The sequence below is a fragment of the Achromobacter animicus genome (genome assembly GCF_040775605.1).
Lineage (GTDB): Bacteria > Pseudomonadota > Gammaproteobacteria > Burkholderiales > Burkholderiaceae_B > Achromobacter > Achromobacter animicus.
In genome coordinates this window covers 169,839-194,565 of the sequence record NZ_JAYGJK010000001.1, presented here as the reverse complement: position 1 = coordinate 194,565, position 24,727 = coordinate 169,839, and the positions used below count along the sequence as shown (strand labels likewise).

Sequence of the window (24,727 nt, the reverse complement as noted above, 5' to 3'; positions counted from 1 at the left end):
TAACGGACTAACCATGATCAAGAAGCTGATTGGTGCCGTGGCCTTGATGCTCACGTGTACCGCAACCTTTGCCGCCGGAGGCGGATTCCCGCTGGATAAGGCGCCTTACCGCGTCAACGACATGGCGTCGCTGCAAAACGGCGCCAAGCTGTTCGTCAACTACTGCCTGAACTGTCATAGCGCGTCTTCGATGCGCTACAACAAGCTCCGGGATATCGGTCTGACCGACGAACAGATCAAGGAAAGCCTGCTGTTCTCCGGCGAAAAGATCGGCGACATGATGCACGTCGCCATGACGCCGAAGGACGCCAAGGCCTGGTTTGGCACGACGCCCCCGGACTTGTCCGTGATCGCCCGCGCCAAATCCGTGAACGCCGGCCCCTCGGGATCCGACTACCTGTACACCTACCTGCGCACGTTCTACCGCGACACGTCGCGCGCCACGGGCTGGAACAACCTGGTCTTCCCGTCGGTCGGCATGCCGCACGCGCTCTGGCAGGAACAGGGTCCGCGCGAGCTCACCACCGTCGCCGTTCACGAAGTCGAAGGCAAGGAAGGCGCCCCCAAAACCTGGGAACGCGTCACAACGGTGTACGATGCACAGGGTTTTGCCACGGTGAAGGCCGAGCCGTTAGCCAATCACCATGGCCATGCCACCTTCGATGCCAAATTCAAGGCCGCCAACCCGGCCCAAACCGCAACATACGACAACGACGTCGCTGATCTGACCGCATTCATGTCCTGGATGGCCGAGCCCGTCCAGACACTGCGCGTCCGCATCGGCGTCGGCGTCATGTTGTTCCTGCTCCTGTTCTTCTTTGTTACGTGGCGCCTGAATGCCTCGTACTGGAAACACGTGCGCTAACCGTAACGCCCCGCCAGGTTCCCCAGCCACCCCGTCTATCGGGGACGGAAGAGGCGGATAGGGCTGTAAGCCTATCCTGCCTGGCAATTGGGGCCAGCGCCTGCTAGATTTAGGCGCTGGCCTTTCGTTTTTCAATAAAGGACTTACCGCCATGATGGTGCTCTATTCCGGAACCACGTGTCCGTTTTCGCAACGCTGCCGCTTCGTGTTGTTCGAAAAGGGTATGGATTTCGAGATCCGCGACATCGACCTGTACAACAAGCCCGAAGACATCTCGGTGATGAACCCGTACGGTCAAGTGCCCATTCTGGTCGAACGTGACCTGGTGCTGTACGAGTCGAACATCATCAACGAGTACATCGACGAGCGCTTCCCGCACCCGCAGCTCATGCCCGCCGACCCGGTCATGCGCGCCCGCACGCGTCTGTTCCTGTACAACTTCGAGAAGGAACTGTTCGTTCACGTCTCGACGCTGGAAGACCGCAGCGCCAAGCCCGACGAAAAGAAGCTCGCCAACGCTCGCCAGAACATCCGCGACCGCCTGGCCCAGCTGGCCCCGATGCTGCTCAAGAACAAGTACATGCTGGGCGAGGAATTCTCCATGCTCGACGTGGCCGTCGCTCCGCTGCTCTGGCGCCTGGACCACTACGGCATCGAACTGCCCAAGAATGCGGCTCCGCTGCAAAAGTACGCCGAACGCATCTTCTCGCGCCCGGCCTACATCGAAGCGCTGACGCCTTCGGAAAAAGTGATGCGTCGTTAAGGCTGGCTGTGTAATGGGTGAAACTTCGACCAAACCGTATCTGATCCGCGCGCTGCACGAATGGTGCACCGATAACGGCTACACGCCGTACATCACCGTGCAGGTCGACGAGCACACCATGGTGCCCGTCGCCCACGTGCGCGACGGCCAGATCACGCTGAACGTGGGCACGCTGGCCACCAACCGCCTGGTGCTGGGCAACGAACTCATCGAATTCCAGGCCCGCTTCAGCGGCGTGACCGAAAACGTCTACGTCCCCGTGGGCGCCGTCAGCGCCATCTATGCGCGCGAAACCGGCGCCGGCATGGGCTTCGAGGTACAGCCCTACGAGCCGCCCGAGGCAGGCGCCCAAGGCGCCACGCCGAACCCCGCCGCCCCCGAGGGCTCGGACGCCAATCCCGCCTCCGGCGACGATGACGGCGACGACGACGAACCCAAGCGCCCGCGCCTGACCATCGTCAAATAACGACCCCACAAGAGGGGCTGCATTTTTTTCATTACAATGCAGTCCCTGCGCGTGCCCCGGCACGCTTCGCCGGTGTAGCTCAGTTGGTAGAGCAGCTCACTTGTAATGAGAAGGTCGAGGGTTCGATTCCTTTCACCGGCACCAAAAATCTCCACCAGATTCATCTGGCGCAGTACACGAAACCCGCATCCAAACTGGCGATGCGGGTTTTTTCTTGCCTGTGAGAATCGACCGTCAGATTGCGCCGGGAGACGGCACATTTGACCGCGTGCGGCGGACACTGCGGCCTGTGACTTTCATGCCACGGCAACCGCGCAATCGTTGAACCCCGATTGACGCGGCCCCGGGACATCTGCGCCGGACTCCATGATCGTGGTCGGATCGGCCGCACAAATAATAGAAATCCTATTTACCGACCTTGAGCATGGCGTCTACAAGTGGGTCGCGGAAACACCCGTCCTGGGGTAATTCAATCCACCTGTAGTCAGAACCAACAACGCGTCGGCATGAAAGTTTTCCCTCTTGTTTTTCTAGCACTCGCCTTGCTCGCGGTCCAGCTGACTAGCTGTGACGGTCGGCAGGCCAAGCAGGACACCGTGGGCACGTCCATGACCGGAATCGATCACTTGCCGGATCACGTGAGCGTGCAGAACTTCTGGGTCAATGGCGCCAGCGGACATCAAGCAGGCACTGGTGGCAGCGTCGTCTGCTGCGCGACGCTGCCGCGGAAATGGCATCCCGATCTAACGGTGGTGGTGAACTGGAATGTCACTAACTGGCGAGATTGTGGCGGACAAAGCTACGAGCGACGCGTGGCAGTGGACCCCTACGAGAAGGTGGGGCATATGTTTGTTCACTTCTTAGCAGATGGAAGCGTTCGTGTCGTTTCAGCAAACGTAGGTCCTGGTTACCCTGGCAACGGCTACCTCGGACCGGATGACTTGATCCCTAACAAGGACCCCTGGGATGTCTACGGCAGCTATCGCGAACGCTGTTCGTGGGCAGGCGGCCCGGTCATGATGGAAAGAGCGCAGTGAATAAACTCCTTCGAGCCCATCCCGTCGGCCCTACGCCGAGTATCCACCCGTCGTTTCCACAATGCCTTCCCGCCACGGAGAACTGCGAGGTGGATCTACAGATCGGCGTATTCTTTGATGGGACGGGCAACAACCAATATTGGGACGATGCGAACGAATGCGCGCCAGGCCTTGGCCCGGGGATTACCCAACTCATGGCGCGGAAAGACACAAATGTGGCTCGGCTGTTCAGGGCATACCCCGAAAAGTTCACGGAGGGTAAGCGCAGGCTATATGTTCCAGGCGTGGGTACACCCTTTCCAGAAATCGGCGAGAACGACCACGCCGCTTTCGGACCGTCGAGCGGCCAGGGCGGTGACGGACGCATCAACTTTGGCTTGCTGAGCGTGCTGGATTTTATTCATCGTGCGATCAGCGGCAATAGATTTCGCTACGCAGACGCAGTCATCATGGCGCTCTGCCGCAACGGCAAGCGCATTTATTTCGAGCGCACAGACACCTATTCCCCTCTGGAGGGAGGCGTTCAGGATGTGCAGGCGCTGGATGCGGTGGGCATGCGTACCGAGGGGGGCTTGCTGTGCTGTGGAGACGGTGCTCGCCCGCACGCAGAGGCGTTTTACCGGCGTGAGGTCCAGGCGTTGGCAGACAGGATCGCCAGGACAGTCAAGCCCAAACTGATCAGTATTTCGCTGGACGTCTTCGGTTTTTCCCGAGGTGCTGCCCAGGCCCGCGTGTTCTGCAATTGGTTGCGCGCGCTGATGGACGGGGATCGCTTGTGCGGCGTACAGACGGAGATTCGGTTTGTCGGCCTGTTCGACACGGTGGCCTCAATCGGCATTCCGGCCAGCGCCGGTGGCGATGGGCATTTCGCTTGGGCCACGCCCGACGCACTAGCAGTGCCGGCCAACGTGCAATGCGTGCATTATGTGGCCATGCACGAGAATCGCACCTCGTTTCCGCTGGACAGCATACGCAGCCCCGATGGCAGCCTTGCACGCAGGCACAAGGAATACGCGGTGCCTGGTGTGCATTCCGATGTGGGAGGCGGCTATCTGCCCGGAAGTCAGGGGCGCGGTCCCAGCGGACGATACGACGACATGCTGTCGCAGATTCCTTTGGAACTCATGTACGACGCCGCACGCATGGCGCAAGTTCCGCTGAACAAGAAGTTGGCGGAAGACATCGGCTATGACCCCTTCGCCATTCACCCGGATGTACGCAACGCCTACGACGCCTTCATGCAAGCGGTTCCAGCGGAAGCGACTGCCAGCCATTGGCTGATTTCCTACCTCGCGTGGCGTTATCAGGTGCGAAACGTCTTTTCAACCAAACTAACCTGGGTGGCCCGCGCGAAGAAAGCCTTCCCCCACGACTTTCAGGACTTGGAAGGCGCCAACCAGACGCTACTGAAGGACATCTCCGCCCTGGACGGGATGACCGAAGAGGAGAGTGAGTACCTCAAACGTGCGGCCATGGTGAGTCCGTTGGCGTATGGCGGCGATGCCGTGACGAAAACTTCGCGCCGATTGGTGCTGGCCGACGAAGCCGGGGACGTGCTGGAGCACATCAAGGCACATCCGACGTTGGCGACTCCCGAGAATCCGGAGCACTTGACGCCGCAAGCCTATTTGTTTGCCAACTACTTGCATGATTCCTACGCGGGCTTCCGTCCGCTCGATCAACCGCTTAGCCGCCTTGGCTGTGCAGATCCCGTGCCCGGCAGGTGGGAACTCCAAGGCTATCTGCGCTACCGTCGCATCTATCGGGGCACAGGCAAGCCCGTGACCCAGGCGCCACCCACCGAGCAACAGCGCCAGGAAGCGGAGCAGCGCGAGTACGAAGCGACGAGGCGCGCGCTGCAGAACAGCATCGATATGAAGAAGCTGTTCAGTCTGCCACGGTGATCAATGCCGGGCACCGGGCAGATCGGCATCCTTTTACTAAGCGCCCGCATAGGTAATGAGAAGGCGGCGCGCGCACGCCGCGCCTCCGCCCCCGGCCCTCGTCACCCCAGCGCCGGCAACAAGTTAAACAGCAGCACCATCACCAACCCCACCACCGACACGATCGACTGCACGACCGAGATCGTCTTCGTGGCTTCGCCCATCGTCATGCCGAACGATTCCTTCACCATCCAGAATCCGGCGTGGTTCGCGTAGTTGAAGAACAGCGAGCCGCAACCGATCGACAGGGCAAGCAGCGGCAAATTCAGGTTGGGGTCGGCGCCAGCAAGTGGCGCCAGCAAACCCGCGGCGCCCACGATGCCGACGGTGGCCGAGCCAGTCGACACCGACAGCAGCATGGCGATCAGCCAGCCCAGGATCAGCGGCGGGAACGCGAACTGGTGGGTCAGGTGCACGATGGCGTCGCCGACCTTGGCGTTCGTCAGGACCTGTTGAAAGGCGCCCCCGCCGGCGATGATCAGCATGATGCCGGCAATGGGCTTCAAGCTTTGGCCCAGCGCGCCGCGCAGCTTTTCCGGGTCGCCGCCGCGCATGAAGACCAGTGTCACGGCCGCGAACAGCACGCCCAGCAGCATGGCGACGACAGGGTTGCCCAGGAAGGCGGCCACGTGCGTCACGCTGGAGTCCTTGGGCAGCAGCATTTCGGCCACGGCATGGACCAGCATCAGCAAGGCCGGCAGCAGTGCCGCCAGCACGCCCAGGCCGACGCTGGGCGCATTCTGGCCCGCGGGACTGTCGGTGGAGGCAGTGAACTGTTCAAGCAGCGCCTCGTCCGGCCGCGTCGTCATACGCGGGGCGATGAACGCGCCATACAGCGGTCCGCCGAAGATCATGGCCGGCAGGGCTGCGATGAAGCCGTAGATCATGGTCGGGCCGACCGTGGTCTTGAGGGTGGCAATGGCGGTGAGCGGACCGGGATGCGGGGGCACCATGCCGTGCATGGCGGCCAGCGCCGAAATCACCGGCACGCCTACGTAGACATAGGCCGAACCCTTGAAGCGCGCCTGGCTTTCCAGCTTGCGCGCCACGCTGAAGATCAGCGGCAGCATCACCACCAGACCCACTTCAAAGAACATGGGGATGCCGATGACGAACGCCACCAGCGTCATGGCCCAGGGAATCAGGCGCGGGGAGGTGTGGCGCAGGATTGCGTTGGCCAGGCGCTCGGTGGTGCCGGAGTCCGCGAGGATCTTGCCCAGCATCGCGCCCAGCGCGATCACCACGCCCACGGCGCCCAGCGTCTTGCCGGCGCCGTCGGTCAGGCTTTTGACGATGGCGCCCGGGGCCATGCCCGTTGCAAAGCCGACGCCGATCGACACGATCAAGAGCGCCAGCAGCGGATGCATGCGTATCCGCGAGACGATCAGTGCGACCAGGACCAGAACGCTCACCAGAGCGGTGAGCAGCAATTGAATGTCGAACGAAGACATATGAGAACCCAGAAAAATCGAGAGAGGTCGCGAGCCCTCTGCGCGCCATCATACGGGATCGGGTTGACGGCAAGCTTGAAAAAAAGGGCCGGTTTCGGCCGCCGAAACGCGCTTTTTCGGCCCCGCTTTGCATTCTTCCGTTTTTTTGTGCATAATTCGCCCCCTCTACCTGTTCCCCGATAGCTCAGTCGGTAGAGCGACGGACTGTTAATCCGCAGGTCGCTGGTTCGAGCCCAGCTCGGGGAGCCAAGAATTTGCAGTACCGCAGTACCCTTAAAAAAGCCCGCAACTTGTTTGCGGGCTTTTTGCATTCGGGCGCGGCGGCGTGCGCGGGAGGGCGCACGAGTTGCCAACCCGAGCACATCGCGTAGCATCACCCGGATCTGCCGCACCTTCCATCCCCGCACAACAATGCGTTCCTCGCGATCCCTGCCGCCTCTGGTCTCCCTGCGCGCCTTCGAGGCCGCCGCGCGGCGCTTGAGCTTTTCGCAGGCCGGAGAAGAGCTCTTCGTCACGCAGAGCGCGATCAGCCATCACATCCAGCGGCTGGAAAAGGAATTGGGCGTGGCGCTCTTTGAGCGGCGCACGCGCGCCGTTGCGCTGACCGACGCGGGCCAGGCCTATTACGCCCACGTGCACGCGGCATTCGAGCTGCTGCGCCGGAGCACCGACGAACTGCGCGCGCCCGAGCCCGCGCGCCATACGCTGCGGATCGGCTTGCTGGCGTCGTTCGCCACGCGCTGGCTGGCGACGCGCCTGCCCGCCTTTGCCGCCGCGCATCCCCACATCGATCTGCAGTTGCAGCCCGACATCGCGCTGGCGGATGTGGCGGGCGGCGAGGTCGACGCCGCGATCCGCTATGGTCGCGGTGGCTGGCCCGGCGTGCGCAGCACATTGTTGATGACGGAACGCCTGTCGGTCGTGTGCGCGCCCGCGCTGGTGGCGGGCAGGAAGCGGCCGAAAACGCCCGCAGACCTGCTGCGCCACCCGCTGCTGGTCTCGCACGCGCGGCAGCAGTTCGAATGGGACGCCTGGGCGCACCGGTACGGGCTGGATCTGGGTGCCGCGCGCACGGTGCGCCTGCACGACTACAACATCGTCGTCGAGGCCGCGCTTGCAGGGCAGGGCCTGGCGATGGGCCGGGAACGGCTGATCGGCGCGCACCTGGCGAGCGGCGCGCTGGTCGAGGCGCTGCCCGGTGCGGTGCTGGAAGATCCGCGCATCGGCTGGTGGTTCGTCACGCCGCGCGGTGCATTCAGCGAACCCGTCCAGGCCTTGCACGACTGGCTGGCGCAGACGGCAACCCAATCCACGGGTGTCTGACACGTATTAGTTTTACTCATACGTACCAAGCAAGAATTGATTGGTCATGCCGCGCCGCGGCCGATAGCATCGGGGAAGCGTCAAGACGCGCTTTCCCATTCTTCATAGGTGATCCGATATGACCCAAAGCATTTCCGCCCGCGTTGCCGAACTTGGCCTGGTCCTGGAAGCAGCCGCCGCGCCGGCCGCCAACTACGTGCCCTTCGTCCAGGAAGGCAACCTGCTCTATATCTCTGGCCAGATCTCGCGCAAGGACGGCAAGGCGGCCTATCTGGGCCAATTGGGCCATCAGGTGTCGGACGCCGACGGCGTCGAGGCGGCGCGGGCCAGCGCACTGGGCATCCTGTCGCAGATTGCCGCCGCCACGGGCGACCGCCTGGATCGCGTGGCGCGCGTCGTCAAGCTGGGCGTGTTCGTTGCCAGCGCGCCGGACTTCAACCGCCAGAGCGCCATCGCCAATGGCGCTTCGGACTTGATGGTCGAGGTGTTCGGCGACGCGGGACGCCATGCCCGCAGCGCCGTCGGCGTCGCCGCGTTGCCGCAAGGCGTATCGGTGGAAGTCGAGGCCGTGATCGCGCTGACCCCGGCCTGATGCCGGCCGACTGAAAGCCACAACAGGAACCGCCATGACCGCCCCCCTGACCCCGAGCGCCGTCCAGGCGCTGCGCGCCCTCACGCCCGGCGCGCAAAGCACGGTGCACTTCAATCACGCCGGCGCATCGCTGCCGTCAGAAGCCACGCTGCTGGCCATTCATGCGCATCTGAAGCGCGAAGCGGCGCAGGGGCCGATGGAAGCGGGCGTGGCGGCGCGCGATCTTATCGAAGCAGCCCGCACGCTGGCCGCGCAGCTGTTCAATGCGCAGATCGAGGAGATCGCGCTGACGGGCGGCAACTCGCCGGGTTGGGGCGCCGCGTTTGCGGCGCTGCCGGCGTGGCGGCCCGGTGATCGCATTCTGGTCGGCCGCCACGAATGGGGCGGCAACCTGGCCGCCATGCGCCTGATTGCGCAGCGCGCGGGCGCGACGCTGGAAACGATCCCGTCGGACGACAGCGGCTGCGTGGACGCAGAGGCGCTGGAAGCCATGCTGGACGACCGGGTGCGGCTGATCGCGCTGACCTGGTTGCCCGCCAACGGCGGCCTCATCAACCCCGCCGCCGCCATCGGACGCGTGGCGCGCAAGCATGGCATTCCGTACTTTGTGGACGGCGCACAGGCGGTGGGTCAGTTTTCCATCGACGTGCGCGAGGTCGGCTGCGATGTGCTGAGCGGCGCCGGCCGCAAGGCCTTGCGCGGACCGCGCGGCACGGGGCTGCTGTACGTGCGGCGCGACTTCCTGGATCGGCTCACGCCCGCCTTCGTGGACACGCATTCCGCGCCGCTGGGCGCTGACGGCGAGCCCATGTTGCGCGCCGATGCCGCGCGTCTGGAATCCGCGGAGAACTCGCTGGCGCTGCGCTGCGGCCTTGCCAATGCCCTGCGCGAAGCACTGGATGTGGGCCTGGACACGATCCGGGCGACCATCGACGCCAACGCCCAGGCACTGCGCGCCGAACTGGCGGTCATTCCCGGCGTGTCGGTGCTGGACCAGGGCCGCGACAAATCCGGGCTGGTCGCCTTCAACCTCGCCGGACACGACGCGACCGACGTGCAACGCGCGCTGGCCGCGCAGGGCATCACCATCGGCAGCAACGGCGTGCCCTACACCCCGCTGGACATGCAGGCCCGCGGCCTGGACCGGGTCGCACGCGCATCGGTGAGCTATCTGACGAGCGGCAACGAGATCGACCGGCTGCTGGAAGCCTTGCGCAAGCTGGCCTCATAACGGGTGCTGGATCGAGCCGCCCGCGTATGACTGCGCGGCGGCGCCTGCGGCCCGCATTACGCGATCCTGCCCGCCACGCCCGCCCGCTTCGAAAACGGCGACCATTTCGTGAACACGAGCAGATTGCCCAGCATCACCAGCGCCAGGCCGGCGAAGGCGTAGGGCGTCCAGCGGTAGCCTTCGACGACGGTCGATATGCTCAGCGCCACGACCGGAAACAGCACCGTGCAGTAGGCGGCCCGCGCCGGCCCCATGCGGCCGACCAGCGTCAGATAGGCGGTAAAACCCACGACCGACCCCAGCACGGCCAGATAGAGCAACGCGCCCACATAGGCCGGCGAGGAATCGAAGCCGAACGGCAGTCCGGCAACCACGCATCCCGCCAGAAGAATCGCCGCGCCATAAAGCATGCTGTACGCATTGCCCGTCAGCGGCCGGATGCCGGCGCGCTGCTGCAGGGACGACAGCATGTTGCCCGTGGAAAAGCAGAGCGTGCCGAGCAGCGCAAAGCCCAGCCCCAGCAGCGTCTCGTGACTGGCCTCCTGGCCCGCCAGTTCCGGCCAGAACAGCAGCACCAGGCCGCAGAATCCCAGCGCGCCGGCCACCATGATGCGCGGCGAGATGCGGGTGCCGAACCAGATCCGCGCGTTAAGGGCGTTCCACAGCGTGGCAGCCGAAAACACGACTGACACCAGGCCGCTCGGAATCCATTGCGTGGCCGAATAGAAGCACAGGAAGTTCAGGCAGAACAGGCACAGGCCCTGACCCACGCACAGCCAGTGGCCGCGCCGGTCCAGCTTCTGCAGCTTGCGCATCGCCAGCAGCGTCACGAACAGCAGCAGCCCCGCCAGCGCGAAACGGTAGAAGATCGACACGGGAATGGCCACCACGCCAAGCTGCAGCTTGATGGCGATCCAGGTGGTGCCCCAGATCAGGACGGTGAGCAGATACAGGAAAAGATTCATGATGCGAGGGGCGCGGTAAAGCAGCCCTGAGAGCCGATTCGGACACCGGCGGCCACCTGGCGCACCGTGCATCCAGTGTGCGCCCCCGAGCCACGCCGCAATTGCCGTTTCTTGCGCTTTTGTCCGGATCGGGCGCGTCACGCGCGCGCGAACGCAGTAGCATTCCTTCCCATGGGCAACACCGCTACGGCCCCGGCCGATTTCTCCGTATTCCGCACGCTGTCGCGCTCGACCGCGACGCTGCAGCGCGCCACGTCGCTGGGCGAGGGCATGGCGATCTCGCAGTGGTCGCGCACCGCCCGCGAAACGCTGGGCTACGAAACGCCCGGCCACCACACGCTGTCGCTGTACCTGCACGGCGGCGACCGGTCGTTTCGCGTGGGCCAGGACTCGCTGCATGGCGGTGCGGGCAAATTCTGCGTGCTGCCCGCCGAGCACCATTCCCGCTGGAGCATGAACGACAACGTGCGCTTCCTGCACCTGTACATCGCTCCGCAGCGGCTGGCGCGCGAAGCCGTCATGCGGCTGGACTGCGAACCGCGCACCCTCGAACTGCGCGACCGCACCTACATCCAGGACGACTCGCTCATCGACGTCTGCCGCCGCCTGCTGGATGCGGACTGGAACGAACCCGCCGACCGGCTGGCCGCCAGCAGCGCGGCCGAGACCGTGTTGCACCATCTGCTGATGCAGGGCGTGGCGCGCAAAACGCCGCAACCGGCGCGCGGCGGCCTGGCGCCGGGCGTGCGCCGCCGGGTGATGGACTACGTGGACGCGCATCTGGCCGATCCGCTGACGCTCGACGAGCTGGCCGGCGTCGCCGCGCTGTCCACGTATCACTTCGCCCGCATGTTCCACACCTCGTTCGGCGAGCCGCCCCATGGTTGGGTACGGGGCAGGCGTCTGGCCCGCGCCCAACACCTGTTGGCGGCCGGCAAGGGCGACCTCGCCAGCATTGCGCAGGCCTGCGGCTTTGGCAGCGCCAGCCACCTGGCCCGCGTCTTCCGGGACGCCATCGGCGTCACGCCGGGCCAGTACCGCAGTGCGCACGCCCGGCACTGACACCGCCCATCTGGCATCATGCCGGCCGCAGCGCGCGGTCTACAATGGCGCATCGCCCTAGCGGCTCACCCGGCCACCTCCCGCCTGCTCCGACGCGATGCCGCTTCCGACCTCTCGCGATACTTCCCCCCTCATCGACAGCGCCGGTCAGCGCCCCTTGCGCGCGCACTGGCTCGCCGAACTCATCCGGTTGCGCGAAACGCACTGGGGGCCGCTCGAAGACGCGCAGGCGGTGCGCCAGGTGCGCCAACTCGATGCCGACCTGCCGTCGCGCATCCTGGCCCGCGCCGCGCTGCTGGCGCAACGCGAAAACCTCAATCCCCTCGTCGACGCCTGGCGCCGCAGCGCCACGGCCATGCTGGCCGCCCTGTTTGTGCTGGCGCTGGTTTCCGGCGCCGCGGCTGCCATGGGTGCGCTGGGCGATGGCACGCGGCCCGTCAATGTGCTGTGGGCAGTGGGCGCGCTGTTGGGCCTGCACGCGCTGACGTTCCTGCTGTGGCTGGCAAGCTTTCTGCTGCGGCCCGGGGCCGTGACCGGCTTTGGGCGGCTTTGGTTATGGGCAACGCGCAAGCTGGCGCGCGGACCCGATGGCGCGTTGGTGCCGCAGGCCTTCCTGAATCTGCTGTCACGCGCCGGCGCCTTGCGCGGCCTGTTCGGCAGCATCAGCCATCTGCTGTGGCTGACCGCGCTGTGCGCCGCGCTCGCGACGCTGCTGGCCGTGCTGTCCACCGCCAGCTACCGCTTCATCTGGGCCACCACGTTGCTCGCGCCCGACACCTTCGTCTGGCTGACGCAGGTCATCGGCTGGCTGCCCGCGCATCTGGGCTTTCCCATGCCCGACGCCGAAACGATCCGCGCCAGCGACGGCACGCAGGTCCTGCCGGCCGGCGCGCAGGCGCAATGGTCGCTCTGGCTGATCGGCGTGCTGGTGGTCTACGGCATCGTGCCGCGCCTGATCGCGGGCGCGCTGTGCGTCGCCGCCACGCTGCGCGCGCTGCGACGCGTGCACATCGATCCCACGCTGGCCGGTTTCTCGCCCCTGCGCGACCGGCTTGAACCGCCCGCGCTGTCCACCGGCATCGACCGCCCCGTCGATCCGCTGCACGAACCGCGGGTGCGTGCCCCGGCGCTGGACGGCCTGGGCGGGCAGCCCGTGCTGCTGGCGCTGGAGCTGCCCGCGGACCTGACGTGGCCGCCCGCGGAGGTGCCCAGCACCATCCGCCAGGCCGGCAACCTGGATACCCGCGAAGAACGCAACCGCGTGCTCGATGCGCTCGCCCAATCGGCGGCCTCGCGTCTTTTGATTGCCTGCGACGCGCGCCAGACGCCCGACCGGGGCACGCTGTCGCTGGTGGCGGACCTGTCGGCCCACGCGGGCCAGACGCGCGTCTGGCTGATCACGCCGCGCGCCGGCGACGACACGTCTGCCGAAACCCGCGCCGGCCTCTGGCGCGACCGCCTGCTGGCGCTGGGCCTGCCCACCGATGCCATCCTGCAGGCGCCCAGTGCACCGCTCACCTGGCTGGAGTCCGGTCATGGCTGACCCGCTCATCAAGATCGCCCTCGTCGGTCACACCAACACCGGCAAGACGTCGCTCTTGCGCACGCTGACCCGCGACACGACGTTTGGTGAAGTGGCCGACCGCCCCGGCACCACGCGTCACGTCGAAGGCGCGCGCCTGCGCCTGGACGGGCGGCCCGTGCTGGAATGGTTTGACACGCCCGGCATGGAAGACAGCATCGCCTTGCTGGAATACCTGGAACGGCTGGACCGCCCCGGCGAAAGGCTGGACGGCCCGGCGCGCATCCGCCGTTTCCTGGACACGCCCGAAGCGCACGGCCGCTACGAACAGGAGGCGCGCGTCCTGACCAAGATGCTCGATTGCGATGCCGCGTTGTACGTCATCGACGCCCGCGATCCGGTGCTGGGCAAGCATCGCGATGAAATCGCCATCCTGGCCGCGTGCGGCCGGCCCCTGCTGCCGGTCCTCAACTTCGTCAACGCACCCGCGCACCGCGCCGACGAATGGCGCGATGCCATGGCACGACTGGGCCTGCACGCCGTGGTGGAGTTCGACACCGTCGCGCCGCCGCTCGATGGCGAACAGCAGTTGTACGCCAAGCTCGGCGTGCTGCTGGATCGCCACGCCGGCGCGCTGGCCCGGCTGTCGGACAGCCTTGCTGCGCAGCGCCGCGAACGCCACGCCGCCGCCTACGAGCTTGTCGCGGACCTGCTCATCGACGTGGCTGCGCTGCACCTGTCGAGCCCAAGCGATGAAGCCGCGCTGGCCGCCGCGTCCAGCCAGCTACGCGATCAGGTGCGCCAGCGCGAACAGACCTGCGTCAACGCGCTGCTCGCGCTGTACAACTTCCGCGCCACCGATTACACCGACGACGCGTTACCCCTGCAAGGCGAACGCTGGGGCATGGATCTCTTTCACCCGCAGGCGCTCAAGGACATGGGCGTGCAGGTCGGCATGGGCGCGGCCGCAGGCGCCATGGCCGGCGCCGCCGTGGACCTGATGAGCGCGGGCCTGAGCCTGGGCACCGGCATGCTGATCGGCGCGGCCGCGGGCGGCTTGTGGCAAGGCGTCGAAAAGCTGGGCAAGCGGGTCGCGGGCAAGCTGCGCGGCTATCGCGAGATCAGCGTCGACGATGCCGTGCTGCGCCTGCTCGCCTTGCGCCAACGGCAGCTGATCGAGGCACTGGAGCGCCGTGGCCACGCGGCCCGCGATCCATTGCGCCTGGACCTTCCCGCCGATGATGCATGGCGCAAGGGCCCGTTGCCCGACGCGTTGAAGGAAGCGCGCAGCCGGCCCGAATGGTCGGCCCTGGGTAAACACTATGAAGACAGCGACCGCCGCAAGCGCATGCTGCACGAATTGGCGAAAACCCTAGCATCCACGCCGCTCCCGGCCGAATGACCGGCGGCCCGCGTGCCCCGCAGGACGCACCATTCACGGCATCCGGCAAGCGCGTGATAACCCCAACCCAAAGCAATTGACGCTTAAACGAATGCGTCGATAAGATTCGATCTGCATCGGCGCGGGTCCGTCCCCGTCATGCCAATCACAAGGGGTCGGTCTATCGTGAAGTCGAAGTCCTGCGCAGTGATTACCGGCATCGCCAACCACGGCCTGCGCGCAGTTCGCGCCGCGCGCCGCCCGGCCCCCATCCTTCCATCGTCGTAAGCAGCAACGCCATGCCCCGGATCCCCTTGGGGCCGGGGCCCTGTCACTTCTGTCGCGCGATCCGCGCACCACACGGAGCATGAGGGCTATGCGTACTTTTCCCCACTTCAAGCAGGCGGCGCTGGCCGCTGCCGTGGCCGCCTCGCTGGCCTTCAGCGCCGGCGCAGCCGCCAAAACGCTGCACTGGTCGTATCAGGGCGACGCCACGTCGATGGATCCGATGGCCCTGAACGAGACCTTCACGCTGGGTTTCCAGGGCAACATCTACGAAACGCTGGCCGGCTACGACGGCAACCTGAAACTCACGCCGCTGCTCGCGGAAAGCTGGGAGAACCCCGAGCCCACCAAATGGGTCTTCAAGCTGCGCAAGGATGTGAAGTTCCATGACGGTTCGCCGTTCACCGCCGACGACGTGATCTTCTCGTGGAAGCGCAGCCTGACGCCCGGCTCGGACATGAAGGGCTACGGCGCCAAGGCCAGCGACATCAAGAAGGTGGACGACTACACCATCGAAGTCACCACGCCCACGCCCAACCCCATCCTGCCACGCGAATGGGTGTTCCTGTACATCATGAGCAAGAACTGGGCGGAAAAGAACAAGACCACCGAGGCCACCAACGTCAAGGGCGACAACCAGGGCAACTACGCCAACCTGCACGCCAACGGCACCGGCCCGTTCATGCTGACCGAGCGCCAGCCCGACGTGAAGACGGTGCTCAAGCGCTACGGCGGCTACTGGAACAAGAACATCAAGACCAACATCGACGAAGTCGTCTTCCAGCCGATCACGCAGGAAGCCACGCGCGTGGCCGCGCTGATCTCGGGCGAGATGGACGTCGTGCAGCCCGTGCCGGTGCAGGACTGGAAGCGCCTGGAAGACGCCAAGGGCGTCAAGCCGCTGACCGCGCCCGAAGCCCGCGCCATCTTCATCGGCATGGACCAGGACCGCGACGAGCTGCTGTTCTCAGACGTGAAGGGCAAGAACCCGTTCAAGGATGTGCGCGTGCGCGAGGCCGTCGTGCTGGCCGTGGACACCAAGGCCATCAACGAGAAGATCATGCGCGGCGCGGCCAAGCCGCTGGGCTCGCTGATCGCCACGTCCATCAACGGCTACGACGAATCGTTCGGCGCGCCGTACAAGCCGGATCCCGAACGCGCCAAGAAGCTCCTGGCCGAAGCCGGGTATCCCAAGGGCTTCACCGTGACGATGGACTGCCCGAACGACCGCTACGTCAACGACGAAAAGGTCTGCCAGGCCGTGGCCGGCATGCTGGCGCGCGTGGGCATCAAGATCAACCTGCTGGCGCAGACCAAGTCCAAGTACTTCGGCAAGATCCTGCTGCAGGCCGGCAACCAGACCAGCATGTACATGCTGGGTTGGACGCCCAGCTCCACCGACGCGCACAACACGCTGCTGAACCTGACCTCGTGCCGCGACGCCAAGACGGCCGCCGGCCAGTTCAACCTGGGCGGCTACTGCAACAAGAAGGTGGACGAGCTGACCAACAAGATCGGCGTCGAAACCGATCAGGCCAAGCGCAACGCGATGATCAAGGAAGCCTTCGGCATCGTGCGCAGCGACTTCGGCTACCTGCCGCTGCACCAGCAGCCCATGTCGTGGGGCGTGAAGGAAAACGTCACCGTCACCCAGCGCGCCGACGACGTGCTGGACCTGCGCGACGTCGTGCTGCCGTAAGCGGCGCGTGATGCAACCCCGGGCGGCACGCGCCGCCCGGACGCGCCCGGCCCAGCCCCCATTCCCGCATCGCGCGCGGAACGCGGCCCGGCGCCGTCCGAACCAGAGGGCTTCCTGACATGCTTTCCTTTATTGCGCAGCGGCTGTTTCAGTCGGTGCTCGTGATGTTGACGGTGGCGCTGATCGCGTTCTCCATGTTCCGCTACGTGGGCGATCCGGTCGCCAGCATGGTGGGTCAGGACACGACGCCCGAACAGCGCGCCCAGTTGCGCGAACAGCTCGGCCTGGATGATCCCTTCGTCGTGCAGTACGCCCACTTCGTCATCAACGCGGTGCAGGGCGACTTCGGCATGTCGTACCGGCACCGCCGCCCGGTCAGCGACCTGCTCGAAGAGCGCATGCCGGCTACGCTGGAACTGTCGTTCGTGTCCGCCGTCATGGCGCTGGCGCTCGGTATCCCCATGGGCATCTACACCGCGCTCAAGCGCCACGGTGTGCTGTCCAAGGCGTTCATGGCGATTTCGCTGGCGGGCATCTCGCTGCCCACGTTCCTGATCGGCATCCTGCTCATTCTGTTCTTCGGCGTGCAGCTGCGATGGCTGCCCAGCTTCGGGCGCGGCGATGTGGTTAGCCTGGGATGGTGGACAACGGGCTTTCTCACCAAATCCGGATGGCTGGCGCTCATCATGCCCGCGATCACGCTGGCGCTCTTTCAGATGACGCTCATCATGCGTTTGGTGCGCGCTGAGATGCTGGAAGTGCTGCGTGCCGACTTCATCAAATTTGCTCGGGCGCGTGGGTTGCCAGAGCGGCTGATCAATTTCCGGCACGCACTCAAGAACACGATGGTGCCCGTCATCACGATCACGGGGCTGCAGCTCGGTTCCATCATCGCCTTCGCCATCATCACCGAGACGGTGTTTCAGTGGCCCGGCATGGGTCTCCTGTTCATCCAGGCCATCAGCATGGTGGACATCCCGGTCATGGCCGCGTATCTGGTTTTGATCGCCTTCATGTTCGTGGTGATCAACCTGGTCGTTGACCTGCTGTACTTCGCCGTGGACCCGCGTCTGCGCGTGCAGAGCAAATAAAGGAATAACGCATGATTGCTCGCATCGCTCCCTTCTTCACACGCGCCGCCGACAGCGACCTGTGGCACAGCTTCAAACGCTCGCCCGGCGCCATCATCGCCGCGGTCGTCACGCTGGTCATCGTGCTGGGCGCGCTGTTCGCGCCGCTCGTGGCGCCGCACAATCCATTCGATCTCGCGTCCTTGAGCATCATGGACGCCAACACGCCGCCGGCTTGGGAAGAAGGCGGCAGCCCCGACTTTCTGCTGGGCACGGACGACCAGGGCCGCGACATCCTGTCGGCGGTGATGTATGGATCCCGTGTATCGCTGCTGGTCGGCTTTGCCTCGGTGCTGTTTTCGATGGTGCTGGGCGTGACGCTCGGGCTCATCAGCGGCTACGCGGGCGGACGCGTCGACAGCTTCATCATGCGCATCGCCGATGTGCAGCTCTCGTTTCCGGCGATCCTGGTCGCGCTGCTGATCGACGGCGTGGCGCGCGGACTGTTGCCGCGCGACATGCACGACCAGCTTGCGCTCTACGTGCTGATCTTCGCCATCGGCATTTCCGGCTGGGTGCAGTACGCGCGCACGGTGCGCGGCTCGACGCTGGTCGAACGCAACAAGGAATACGTGCAGGCGGCCAAGCTGATCGGCATCGGCCCCATCACCATCCTGCGCCGCCACATCCTGCCTAACGTCATGGGGCCGGTGCTGGTCATCGCCACCATTCATCTGGCAATCGCCATCATCACCGAGGCCACGCTGTCGTTCCTGGGCGTGGGCGTGCCGCCCACCGCGCCGTCGCTGGGCACGCTGATCCGCATCGGCAACAGTTATCTGTTTTCGGGCATGTGGTGGATCTCGATCTTCCCCGGCATCGCGCTGGTGGCGCTGGTGCTGTCAGTCAACCTGCTGGGCGACTGGCTGCGCGACGCGCTCAACCCCAAGCTGCGCTGAGGACGCCATGGCCCTGCTGAACATTGATGACATCCGGATCGAATTCCCCAGCCGCCGCGGCACGCTGGTGGCAGTGGACGGCGTTTCCCTGTCGCTGGAAAAAGGGGAGATCCTGGGCGTGGTGGGCGAATCCGGTGCGGGCAAGTCCACCATCGGCAACGCGGTCATTGGCCTGCTTGAAGCGCCGGGACGGCTGGCGGGCGGATCGGTGCTGCTGAACGGCGAACGCATCGACACGCTGACGCCCGCACAGAAACGCAAAGTGCGCGGCCGACGCATCGGCATGATTTTCCAGGATCCGTTGACCTCGCTAGACCCGCTGCAGACCGTCGAAAGCCAGCTGGTGGAAACGATGCAGGTGCATCTGGACCTGACGCACGACGCCGCAAAGAAACGGGCCGTGCAGCTGCTGGCGCAGGTCGGCATCGACCAGCCCGAGCTGCGCGTGCAGCAGTATCCCCACCAGTTCTCCGGCGGCATGCGGCAACGCGTGGTGATTGCGCTGGCGCTGTGCTGCGAGCCTGAAGTCATCATCGCCGACGAACCCACCACCGCGCTCGACGTTTCGATCCAGGCGCAGATCCTGGATCTGCTCAAGAAACTGTGCCGCGAAGAACAGGTCGGCATGATCATCATCACGCACGACATGGGCGTGATCGCGGATGTGACGGACCGCGTGGCGGTGCTGTATCGCGGCAAGCTGGTCGAGCAGGGCCCCACGGCCAAGATTCTTGGCGACCCCGACCACGCCTACACGCGCAGCCTGATCTCGGCCGTGCCGCGTCCGGACATCAAGCTCAAGCGCTTTCCGCTGGTGACCTATATCGAATCCGTGCGCACGCCTGCGCAGCCGCTGGACCTGGCCACGCACTGGCTGGGCCAGCGCCGCGACTTCGGCAAGCGAACGGAAGGCCCGCTGGTGCAGGTGCGCGACCTGTCCATGCGCTTTGTGCTCAAGAGCGCCTTCTTCAAGCGCAACCAGCGCACGCTGGACGCGGTCAAGCGCGTGAATCTATCCATCGGCGAAGGCGAGGTCTTCGGTCTGGTCGGCGAATCCGGTTCGGGCAAGTCGACCGTGGCGCGGCTGATATCGGGGCTGTACACGCCCAGCGAAGGCTCGGTCACATTCGGCGGCACCGATCTCACGGCGCTCAAGGGCGAGAAGGAACTCAATCCATTCCGGCGGCAGATCCAGATGATCTTCCAGGATCCGTTCTCGTCGCTGAACCCGCGCATGCGCGTGCTGGACATCGTGGCCGAGCCCATCCGCTTCCACAAGCTTGCCGCCAGCGAAGCCGAGACGCGCCGCATCGTGGCCGACCTGCTGGACGTGGTAGGCCTCGCGGACCGCGCCGCGGAACGCTTTCCGCACGAGTTCTCCGGCGGTCAGCGGCAGCGCATCTGCATCGCACGGGCGCTGGCCACGCGGCCGCGTTTTCTGATCTGCGACGAGCCCACGTCGGCGCTGGACGTCTCCATCCAGGCACAGATCCTGAACCTGCTGAAAGACCTGCAGGAAGAGCTTGGCCTGACCATGCTGTTCATCAGCCACGACCTGCCGGTGATCCGGCAGATGTGCGATCGCGTCGGCGTGATGCGCCACGGCGAACTGCTGGAAGTCGCTGAGACCGAAACCCTGTTCGAACACCCGCAGCATCCCTACAGCCAACATCTGCTCGGTTTGATGCCTCGTCTGCAATCCATGTCCCGCGAAGGGCTGGACGTGGTGGGTTGAGACCGCGCGCCAATGGAGTCCACTGACATGAGCGAGTCACGGCAAACCCTCTTCATCGGCGGCAAGGTTTTCGACGGGGAGGGCAAGACACTTCCCAACCACGGCGTGCTGGTGGAGGGCGCACGCGTGGCCCGCGTGGCGCCTGCGGGCGAGTTCTCGGGCTACGCGGGTGCAAGGGTCGACACCACCCGCATGACGCTCATGCCCAGCCTGGCGGATTGCCACGTGCATCTGGTGTACACCGGCGGCGCGGACCCCAACGCCCAATTGAGCAAGCAGGGCCCCGCGCAGATCACGCTGACCGCGCTGGAGAACGCGCAGGCCAGCCTGCGCGGCGGCGTCACGGCGCTGCGCGACTGCGGCGGCAAGGATTATCTGGAATTCGGCGTGCGCGACGCCATCGCGCGCGGCGTGTTCCCCGGCCCCACCATCAAGGCCTCGGGCCGCATCATCTGCATGACGGGCGGCCACGGCAACCGAATCGGCCGCGTCGCCGACGGATGCGAGGAAGTGGTCAAGGCCGTGCGCGAACAGGTTCACGCCGGCTGCGACCTGGTCAAGATCATGGCCACCGGCGGCGTCATGACGCCGGGCGTCAGCCCCATGGATGCGCACTACAGCTTCGACGAAATGAAGGCGGGCGTGCACGAGGCCAAGCGCTTTCGTAAAAGCACCGCCAGCCATGCGCAGGGCACGCAAGGCATCCTGAACGCGGTGCGCGCGGGCATCGATTCGATCGAGCACGGCATCTTCATGGACGACGACTGCCTGCGCGAAATGCTGGAAGCCGAGACGTATCTGGTGCCGACCATCGCCGCCGTGCGCAACATTATCGCCAACGCCGACAACGGCATTCCCGCCTACGCGGTGGAAAAGGCCCGCGCGGTGGAGCAGCGCCATCGCGAGTCGTTCCAGATGTACTACAAGGCGGGCGGGCGCATCGCGCTGGGCACCGACGCGGGCACGCCGTTCAACCTGCACGGCGAGAACGCCATGGAACTGGCCTACATGGTGGAGTTCGGCATGACGCCGGTGGACGCGTTGATCGCCGGCACGTCACGCGGCCATGACCTGATGGGCATGACCGATCACGGCGTGATTGCAGAGGGCAAGGTGGCCGACCTGCTGCTGGTGCAGGGCGACCCCGCCGAAGACGTCATGAAGGCCGCGGACAAGCGGTTTCACGTCGCCGTGCTGCGCAACGGCGAACTTGCGGCGGGGGCCTTGCCGTTCTGACCCTCAGGGCGCCGGCGCGGCGCCCGGCGAATTGCGCATGAACATCTGGCCCAGGAACATCTCGACGGGGATGCGCTTGCCGTTGATGTCGACTTGACCATCGCGGTAGTCCGCCTCGAACTGGATCACGCCGTCCTCGATACGGGCCCAGGTCGTTGCGGCGACCAGGCCGCGCAGCCCTGCGGCTTCCCGCTCGGCCGCCGACCGGGCCGCCTCACGCGTGGCGCCCTTCAGTTCCGCCCGCGCCGCGATCACGTCGGCCAGGTTTTCCGGCGACAGCTTCAGCCGCACGCTCAGGTTGCGCACGACTTCCTTGGCGACGGCGATGGGGTCGTGTTTCCAGAATGACGGCGAATCCAGGCCGATATCCAGGCTGAGCGTCGATGTGCCACGCGCCGTATCGACCTGCAGCGTCGACAGCGTGAAGCTGGGACGGGCCAGAAGAAACTTCAACATTTGCGACGCGGCAAGCATCCCCTCACCCGAAAGGGGATCGGCCTTTTTCGCGTTCAACGGCGTGCTTGTGGTGGCGTCCTGAAACGCCTTGAGCGCCGCCACGTCCATATCCTTGCCGCCCGCCTCCATCCGCAGCTTGGCCACATGCAAGTGGCGCACGCTGATGCTGCCGACATCGAGCGTCATTTTGCCGGCCATGCGCTCAGGTGTCCCTTCCGAACCCAGCGTCAGCGCAATGTCCTTCAGGCCCAGCGGCAGCTTGTCCATATCGGACGCCCATTGCTTGACCGTCAGCGTCGAGCTGCTCGTGGAGGACGCCGCGGTGCCGGACAATTCATGCGACACCGCCAGATCATCCAGGGTCAGCGTGTTGGGATTGCCCCTGATCACTTCGGTCAGCGAGGCCTTGTTGACGGCGAGTGACACCGTGTCGTGCGTGCCGTCGCCGGCATGTTTGACCTGCAGCTGCAAGCCCGAGAAGTCGAACGTGATCGGAGCGTCGGCATACTTCACCGGCGCCAGCGCCAGATCGCCCGAGAAGTCGCGGTCATATGCGATCAGGAAGTTCGCCGTCACCGGCGCCGACCCACCCGCGGCCGCGAACCAGGCGGCTGCGTCGGGCGTCTCCGTCATATGCAGCCGGCCCGCCGCCATCACGGGCGCGACAGCGCCAGACGCAAGCCGAGAGGCGGGAAACGGACCGTGCTCTATCTTGCTCGTGAACGCGAATGTCTTTTCGGCCGGCTTGCGTCCGGACTGCACGTTGACCTTCACCCCGAACCGCGCATCGGACGAAAACACGCCGCGTTCGAACGATTGCAGTTCGAGCGTCACGGGCACGCCCAGCTTTGCACTCAGGCGCTGCGCCTCTGCATTCAACGCCTGCACATCCTGCGCCAGCCGGGCTTCGATCTGCTTGCCGGTGTACCACGCGGTGCCGACCCACGCCGCGGCCACCACCGCCACCACCACGCCAACCGCCACGATCCGCTTGTTCATGATGCCTCTGTCCGTTTGAGATACGCCGTGATTGCCGCAAGGGGCGATCATAAAGAAAAACGGGCTGTCGCAAGGACAGCCCGTCGCAGGCGACGCCGAGAGAATCGCGGCGTGCCAATCGTGTTGCGGCAGCTTAGCGCATGCCGCCCAGCACGCCGCCCATCGCCATCATCAGGAACTGCTGCAGCGGCATCTTCTTGCCGTTGAAGTCGACCTGGCCGTCGGCGTAGTTCAGGTACGAGACGATGTTGTTGTTTTCGATCTTGCCCAGACCCATTGCCGTGGCCATGGTGCCGACCATTTCAACCTGGCCCTTGGCGGTCTGCGCGGCCTGTTCGGCCGCCACACCGCGCATTTGCGGTTCGATGGCCATCAGGTCCGCCAGGTTGCCCTTGGACAGCACGAGCTTGGCATCCAGCTTCTTCAGGGCCTTCACCGCCATGTCGGACGCGTCGCCTTCCAGCTGGGCCGGCTTGACCAGCGCCATGTCCAGGTTGAACGTCGACGTACCGTTAGCGGTGCGCACTTCAAGCGGCGCGACGGCCAGCGTCGGGTTGCCGGCCAGCAGTTGCTCGACGTTGGTCTGGATCGCAGCCTTTTCTTCGTCCGTGAATTGCGGCGTCTGCTCTTCGCCCTTGCTTTGCAGCATGCGGCGCGAGGCGGCCTCATAGATGTCGTTCAGCGACTTCAGCGCCTTGGAGTCCATGTTCTGCGCGTCGATGACCAGCTTCAGGCCGGCCATGTCCTTGGCCTGCACGTTGATCATGCCGAAGTCGACGGCCATCTTGGCGCCCATGGCCGCACCGTTCTCGGTCATGTCCACGGCGATCGACGTGTCCTTGAGCTGGACGGGCGGCTTTTCGCGCGACGTGATCGTCCAGTCCTTGAGCGTCACCTTCTGGCTGCCCACGTACATCTCATTGGCGGCCGGCTTCAGGTCGCTGGTCAGGGTGATGCCCTTGACCGCCATGGCGGTGATGTCGCTGTTGTCGGACGGGCCCGACAGCTCCAGGCTGTCGACGGCCACGTCGAAGATGCCGCGCTTGGTGGAAGTGGCGTAATCGAAGTCGCCCTTCATGCCCGAGAACACGAGCTTGGTGGTGTCCTTGGCGACTTCGACCGGGGCCATGTTGAACGTGCCGGTGATGTCCTTGCCGTAGCTGACGCTGTAGTGGCCCGACAGCGGCACCGCGCCCTTGGCGGCGGCGAACCACTCCTTGACCGTCTCGCTTTCTTCCAGCGCGAAGTCGCTGGCCACCATGGCCGGCATGAACTTGCCCGACTTCAGGTTGGAGAACGGCAGGGGGCCGTGGCTCAGGTGCTCGATGAAGACCACGTCGCGCTCTTGCGCGGGCTTGCCTTCGGCGGCGGGCGTGGTGAACTTGATGCGGTAGCGGGACGTCGAGGTGAAGACGCCGCGGTCGAACGAGACCAGCTCGGCGACGGCATTGATGCCCCATTTGTCGGCGACCTTCTTGAGCTCGACGTTCGAGTCCTCGATGGCCTGCTTGACGAATGCTTCGGCCTTTTGGCCCGTGTACCAAGCCGTGCCGGTCCAGACCGCGCCCAGCGCGACGACGATGCCAACCAATGCCGATTTCTTCATTGCATCCCTTTTATTTTGAATAGATGAAAGCCGACGGATTATAGGGAGGGCCGACTAGGGAAAACACTTATTTTGTTCTAA

The 24,727-nt window shown here is 65.2% G+C and carries 20 protein-coding genes and 2 tRNA genes; 18 read left to right on the top strand and 4 right to left on the bottom strand.

The features are described from left to right. The first annotated feature begins 13 nt into the window (after nt 1-13). The 6 genes from AB3147_RS00855 to AB3147_RS00830 all read left to right on the top strand — a co-directional run bounded on the left by AB3147_RS00855 (nt 14) and on the right by AB3147_RS00830 (nt 5,035). The gene (locus tag AB3147_RS00855; protein ID WP_175123920.1) at nt 14-865 is read left to right on the top strand and encodes a cytochrome c1; all 852 of its coding nucleotides are present in this window, start codon (nt 14-16) and stop codon (nt 863-865) included. Nucleotides 866-1,016: 151 nt separating this feature from the next. Beyond that, the gene (locus tag AB3147_RS00850) at nt 1,017-1,628 is read left to right on the top strand and encodes a glutathione S-transferase N-terminal domain-containing protein (RefSeq protein ID WP_006388039.1); all 612 of its coding nucleotides are present in this window, start codon (nt 1,017-1,019) and stop codon (nt 1,626-1,628) included. Nucleotides 1,629-1,641: 13 nt separating this feature from the next. Then, a complete protein-coding gene (locus tag AB3147_RS00845; protein WP_367351234.1) occupies nt 1,642-2,094 on the top strand; it encodes a ClpXP protease specificity-enhancing factor in 453 nt (150 codons plus the stop codon). Between the two features lie 68 nt (nt 2,095-2,162). After that, nucleotides 2,163-2,238 (top strand) — tRNA-Thr (locus tag AB3147_RS00840). Nucleotides 2,239-2,600: 362 nt separating this feature from the next. Next, a complete protein-coding gene (locus AB3147_RS00835; protein WP_367351233.1) occupies nt 2,601-3,131 on the top strand; it encodes a DUF3304 domain-containing protein in 531 nt (176 codons plus the stop codon). A gap of 89 nt (nt 3,132-3,220) precedes the next feature. Next, nucleotides 3,221-5,035: a T6SS phospholipase effector Tle1-like catalytic domain-containing protein gene (locus AB3147_RS00830; RefSeq protein ID WP_367351232.1), complete on the top strand. Its 1,815-nt coding sequence runs from the start codon at nt 3,221-3,223 to the stop codon at nt 5,033-5,035. A 101-nt stretch (nt 5,036-5,136) separates the two neighbouring features. Here AB3147_RS00830 and AB3147_RS00825 read toward each other — a convergent pair whose 3' ends face one another. Beyond that, complete coding sequence (locus tag AB3147_RS00825) at nt 5,137-6,525, bottom strand: GntP family permease (RefSeq protein WP_175137055.1); 1,389 nt, start codon at nt 6,523-6,525, stop codon at nt 5,137-5,139. A gap of 173 nt (nt 6,526-6,698) precedes the next feature. On the opposite strand from AB3147_RS00825, the gene AB3147_RS00820 reads away from it, so the two are divergent. From AB3147_RS00820 to AB3147_RS00805, 4 genes are all read left to right on the top strand, one after another. Next, nucleotides 6,699-6,774, top strand: a tRNA-Asn gene (locus tag AB3147_RS00820). A 162-nt stretch (nt 6,775-6,936) separates the two neighbouring features. Further along, entirely contained in the window at nt 6,937-7,848 is a 912-nt protein-coding gene (gcvA, locus tag AB3147_RS00815) for a transcriptional regulator GcvA (protein ID WP_343737608.1), read from the top strand. Between the two features lie 118 nt (nt 7,849-7,966). After that, nucleotides 7,967-8,440, top strand: coding sequence for a RidA family protein (locus AB3147_RS00810; RefSeq protein ID WP_175137053.1), 474 nt, complete (start codon nt 7,967-7,969; stop codon nt 8,438-8,440). Nucleotides 8,441-8,474: 34 nt separating this feature from the next. Further along, complete coding sequence (locus tag AB3147_RS00805; protein WP_367351231.1) at nt 8,475-9,671, top strand: aminotransferase class V-fold PLP-dependent enzyme; 1,197 nt, start codon at nt 8,475-8,477, stop codon at nt 9,669-9,671. 56 nt (nt 9,672-9,727) lie between these two features. Here the strand turns inward: AB3147_RS00805 and AB3147_RS00800 are convergent, their stop codons facing one another. Beyond that, a complete protein-coding gene (locus tag AB3147_RS00800; protein ID WP_175185557.1) occupies nt 9,728-10,636 on the bottom strand; it encodes a DMT family transporter in 909 nt (302 codons plus the stop codon). A 171-nt stretch (nt 10,637-10,807) separates the two neighbouring features. Here AB3147_RS00800 and AB3147_RS00795 point away from each other — a divergent pair, with 171 nt between their 5' ends. The 8 genes from AB3147_RS00795 to AB3147_RS00760 all read left to right on the top strand — a co-directional run bounded on the left by AB3147_RS00795 (nt 10,808) and on the right by AB3147_RS00760 (nt 21,585). Continuing rightward, entirely contained in the window at nt 10,808-11,698 is an 891-nt protein-coding gene (locus tag AB3147_RS00795; RefSeq protein ID WP_367351230.1) for a helix-turn-helix domain-containing protein, read from the top strand. Nucleotides 11,699-11,795: 97 nt separating this feature from the next. Continuing rightward, the gene (locus tag AB3147_RS00790) at nt 11,796-13,241 is read left to right on the top strand and encodes a DUF2868 domain-containing protein (protein WP_367351229.1); all 1,446 of its coding nucleotides are present in this window, start codon (nt 11,796-11,798) and stop codon (nt 13,239-13,241) included. Beyond that, a complete protein-coding gene (locus AB3147_RS00785) occupies nt 13,234-14,622 on the top strand; it encodes a GTPase/DUF3482 domain-containing protein (protein WP_367351228.1) in 1,389 nt (462 codons plus the stop codon). Before AB3147_RS00790 ends, AB3147_RS00785 begins: the two co-directional genes overlap by 8 nt. Nucleotides 14,623-14,977: 355 nt before the next feature. Next, entirely contained in the window at nt 14,978-16,585 is a 1,608-nt protein-coding gene (locus tag AB3147_RS00780) for an ABC transporter substrate-binding protein (RefSeq protein WP_175123932.1), read from the top strand. 119 nt (nt 16,586-16,704) lie between these two features. Further along, complete coding sequence (locus AB3147_RS00775) at nt 16,705-17,676, top strand: ABC transporter permease (protein WP_056565682.1); 972 nt, start codon at nt 16,705-16,707, stop codon at nt 17,674-17,676. Nucleotides 17,677-17,687: 11 nt separating this feature from the next. Further along, on the top strand, nt 17,688-18,614 hold the full coding sequence (locus AB3147_RS00770; RefSeq protein WP_175137046.1) for an ABC transporter permease: 927 nt from the start codon (nt 17,688-17,690) through the stop codon (nt 18,612-18,614). 7 nt (nt 18,615-18,621) lie between these two features. Continuing rightward, on the top strand, nt 18,622-20,349 hold the full coding sequence (locus tag AB3147_RS00765) for an ABC transporter ATP-binding protein (protein ID WP_175137045.1): 1,728 nt from the start codon (nt 18,622-18,624) through the stop codon (nt 20,347-20,349). Nucleotides 20,350-20,376: 27 nt separating this feature from the next. Next, entirely contained in the window at nt 20,377-21,585 is a 1,209-nt protein-coding gene (locus tag AB3147_RS00760; protein WP_367351227.1) for a metal-dependent hydrolase family protein, read from the top strand. A 3-nt stretch (nt 21,586-21,588) separates the two neighbouring features. On the opposite strand, the gene AB3147_RS00755 is transcribed toward AB3147_RS00760, so the two are convergent. Then, nucleotides 21,589-23,040: a YdgA family protein gene (locus AB3147_RS00755; RefSeq protein ID WP_367351226.1), complete on the bottom strand. Its 1,452-nt coding sequence runs from the start codon at nt 23,038-23,040 to the stop codon at nt 21,589-21,591. A gap of 133 nt (nt 23,041-23,173) precedes the next feature. Next, on the bottom strand, nt 23,174-24,646 hold the full coding sequence (locus AB3147_RS00750) for a YdgA family protein (protein ID WP_367351225.1): 1,473 nt from the start codon (nt 24,644-24,646) through the stop codon (nt 23,174-23,176). Nucleotides 24,647-24,727 lie beyond the last annotated feature (81 nt).

Coding starts and splice junctions, on each gene's coding strand:
- AB3147_RS00780 (WP_175123932.1), top strand. CDS start 14,978: ATGCGTACTTTTCCCCACTTCAAGCAGGCGGCGCTGGCCGCTGCCGTG.
- AB3147_RS00770 (WP_175137046.1), top strand. CDS start 17,688: ATGATTGCTCGCATCGCTCCCTTCTTCACACGCGCCGCCGACAGCGAC.
- AB3147_RS00850 (WP_006388039.1), top strand. CDS start 1,017: ATGATGGTGCTCTATTCCGGAACCACGTGTCCGTTTTCGCAACGCTGC.
- AB3147_RS00755 (WP_367351226.1), bottom strand. CDS start 23,040: ATGAACAAGCGGATCGTGGCGGTTGGCGTGGTGGTGGCGGTGGTGGCC.
- AB3147_RS00795 (WP_367351230.1), top strand. CDS start 10,808: ATGGGCAACACCGCTACGGCCCCGGCCGATTTCTCCGTATTCCGCACG.
- AB3147_RS00810 (WP_175137053.1), top strand. CDS start 7,967: ATGACCCAAAGCATTTCCGCCCGCGTTGCCGAACTTGGCCTGGTCCTG.
- AB3147_RS00800 (WP_175185557.1), bottom strand. CDS start 10,636: ATGAATCTTTTCCTGTATCTGCTCACCGTCCTGATCTGGGGCACCACC.
- gcvA (WP_343737608.1), top strand. CDS start 6,937: ATGCGTTCCTCGCGATCCCTGCCGCCTCTGGTCTCCCTGCGCGCCTTC.
- AB3147_RS00785 (WP_367351228.1), top strand. CDS start 13,234: ATGGCTGACCCGCTCATCAAGATCGCCCTCGTCGGTCACACCAACACC.
- AB3147_RS00855 (WP_175123920.1), top strand. CDS start 14: ATGATCAAGAAGCTGATTGGTGCCGTGGCCTTGATGCTCACGTGTACC.
- AB3147_RS00775 (WP_056565682.1), top strand. CDS start 16,705: ATGCTTTCCTTTATTGCGCAGCGGCTGTTTCAGTCGGTGCTCGTGATG.
- AB3147_RS00750 (WP_367351225.1), bottom strand. CDS start 24,646: ATGAAGAAATCGGCATTGGTTGGCATCGTCGTCGCGCTGGGCGCGGTC.
- AB3147_RS00845 (WP_367351234.1), top strand. CDS start 1,642: ATGGGTGAAACTTCGACCAAACCGTATCTGATCCGCGCGCTGCACGAA.
- AB3147_RS00825 (WP_175137055.1), bottom strand. CDS start 6,525: ATGTCTTCGTTCGACATTCAATTGCTGCTCACCGCTCTGGTGAGCGTT.
- AB3147_RS00835 (WP_367351233.1), top strand. CDS start 2,601: ATGAAAGTTTTCCCTCTTGTTTTTCTAGCACTCGCCTTGCTCGCGGTC.
- AB3147_RS00760 (WP_367351227.1), top strand. CDS start 20,377: ATGAGCGAGTCACGGCAAACCCTCTTCATCGGCGGCAAGGTTTTCGAC.
- AB3147_RS00790 (WP_367351229.1), top strand. CDS start 11,796: ATGCCGCTTCCGACCTCTCGCGATACTTCCCCCCTCATCGACAGCGCC.
- AB3147_RS00765 (WP_175137045.1), top strand. CDS start 18,622: ATGGCCCTGCTGAACATTGATGACATCCGGATCGAATTCCCCAGCCGC.
- AB3147_RS00805 (WP_367351231.1), top strand. CDS start 8,475: ATGACCGCCCCCCTGACCCCGAGCGCCGTCCAGGCGCTGCGCGCCCTC.